Raw genomic sequence first — 2,154 nt, 5'->3', positions numbered from 1 at the left:
TAGGCGGGCAGGTCCACGACGCGGCCCGGTTCCGGGTGCACACGGGCCCAGTCGACGCGGCCGCCCGCCGCCCACTGCGCGGCGATCCGGTCAAGGGGCTGAAGCGGATCCGCCTCGGGCCCACGGGCCTGCCGCGCCGTCCCCCGGTGCACCGCGGCGAGATCGCCCGCCAGGAAGCGTTCCAGGTTCCGGACCAGTTCCTCGCGGCTGTCCACCACGGTGGCCAGCCGCTCGCGCAGCGCCTCCCGGCCCACTCTGGAGGTGTGCGCCAGGTCGGCGAGCTGCGCGGGCCGCTGCCGGAGCAGCCGCAGCCAGTCCTCCACGAGCCGGCGCAGGCGTTCCTCGGTACGCGCGGAGATCACCACCGTCTGCGGCCCATCGGGAACCTCCCGCGCGGAAAGGGGCGGCGGCGCCTCCACGACGATGTGGGCGTTGGTGCCGCCCGCGCCGAAGGAGCTGATGCCGGCCCGGCGCGGCAGGTGCGCCGGCCACGGGGCCGCCTCGCGCTGGACCCGGAAGGGGCTGCGGTCCCAGTCGACGTGCGGATTGAGCCGCTCCGCGTGCAGCGAGGGGACCAGGGTGTCGTGCCGGAACTGGAGCACCACCTTGGTGAGTCCGGCCATGCCCGCGGCGGCCTCCAGATGACCGGTGCCGGACTTGACCGAACCGATCGGCCAGTGCCCCGGGGCGGCCGGCACACAGGAGAAGGCCCGGGTCAGCCCGTCGAGTTCGATGGGGTCACCGAGCGCGGTGCCGGTCCCGTGTGCCTCCAGGTAGCCGATGTCCCCGGGGCTCACGCCCGCGTCGGCCATCGCCTGAGCGATCGTCTCCGCCTGCGCCACCGGGTTGGGCACGGTGTAGCCGTTGGTCTTCCCGTCATGGTTGACGGCCGTGCCGAGCACCACGGCGTGCACCCGGTCCCCGTCGGCGACGGCCCGGGCGAGCGGTTTGAGCAGGACGGCCCCGACGCCCTCACCGGGTACGAACCCGTCGCCGCCGGCGCCGAAACTGCGGCACCGGTGGTCCGACGACGCCATGCGCAGAGCCCGCAGCGTGGCGAACTTGTTGGGGTGGAGCGAGAGGTTGACCCCGCCCACCAGTGCCGCCTCGCACTCCCCGAGGCGCAGCGCGGCGACCGCGAGATGGACAGCGGTCAGGGAGGAGGAGCACATCGTGTCCACGGTCATGCTCGGCCCGTTGAGGTCGAGGAAGTAGGAGACGCGGTTGGCGATCCCGGCGAGGGCGGAGCCGGTCGGCCGGGGCCCTGCGAGCCCGAGGAACGGGTATTCGTTGTACATCGAGCCGACGAAGACGCCGACCCGGCCGCCGTGCCGTTCCCGCAGCCGCGAGCGGCTGTACCCCGCGTCCTCCAGCGTGTGCCACGCCGTCTGCAGGAACAGCCGCTCCTGCGGGTCCAGTACGGCCGCGTCACGCGGGGTGATGCCGAAGAACAGCGGGTCGAAGCCCGCGACGTCGTCCAGGTACCCACCCGCCATCGCCCCCTGCTCCGGGCCCGCGAGGCTGCGTCGTCCGGGCGGCTCGGAGATCAGGTCGTCGCCGTCGAGCAGATGCTGCCAGAAGGCATCGAGCCCCTCCGAGCGCGGGTAGCGGCCCGCGATGCCGACGATCGCGACGGGCTCGCCCTTCCGTCCCCGGGCCTGCGGAACGGGTTCCCCGGCCGGAACGGGTTCCCCCGCCGGAACGGCCGCCGCTTCCGCAGGGGCTACCGGTGCCGTAGGAGCCGCCGGTGCCGTAGGAGCCGCAGGAGCCGCAAGAGCCGCCGGTGCGGCAGCTACCGCAGGGGCCGCCGGTGCGGCAGCTACCGCAGGGGCCGCCGGTGCCGTGGGCAGGCGCGAACCGGCCGTCCGGGCCAGTTCCCCCGCCACCGCCGCCAGGGTCCGGTGCGCGAAGAACAGGGTGCCGGGGATCCGCTCGCCCAGCTCCGCGGTCATACGCGCGGCCAACTGCGCGACCTGGTAGGAGGACACGCCGTACTGCTCCAGCGGGGCGTGCGGGTCGAGCCGTTCGACGGGGATGCCCGACACCTCCGCGTACACCGCCATGAGGTACGCCTGCGCCTCGGCGTGACCCGCACCCAGCCCGTCCGCCCGGCCGTGGGCGGGGCCCCCGTCCACCCGGCCGTGGGCGGGGGGC

1 protein-coding gene is annotated in these 2,154 nt (G+C 74.7%); it reads right to left on the bottom strand.

Annotated elements, in window-relative coordinates; genetic code table 11:
- Window positions 1–2,154 (bottom strand): beta-ketoacyl synthase N-terminal-like domain-containing protein (locus GT045_RS34375; protein WP_237539101.1); only part of this gene is annotated, 2,154 nt, incomplete at both ends.

The organism is Streptomyces sp. SID486, assembly GCF_009865385.1.
Taxonomy (GTDB): Bacteria; Actinomycetota; Actinomycetes; order Streptomycetales; family Streptomycetaceae; genus Streptomyces.
The sequence above is the reverse complement of the archived record's forward strand: the minus strand, read 5'-3'. Positions and strand labels throughout refer to the sequence as shown.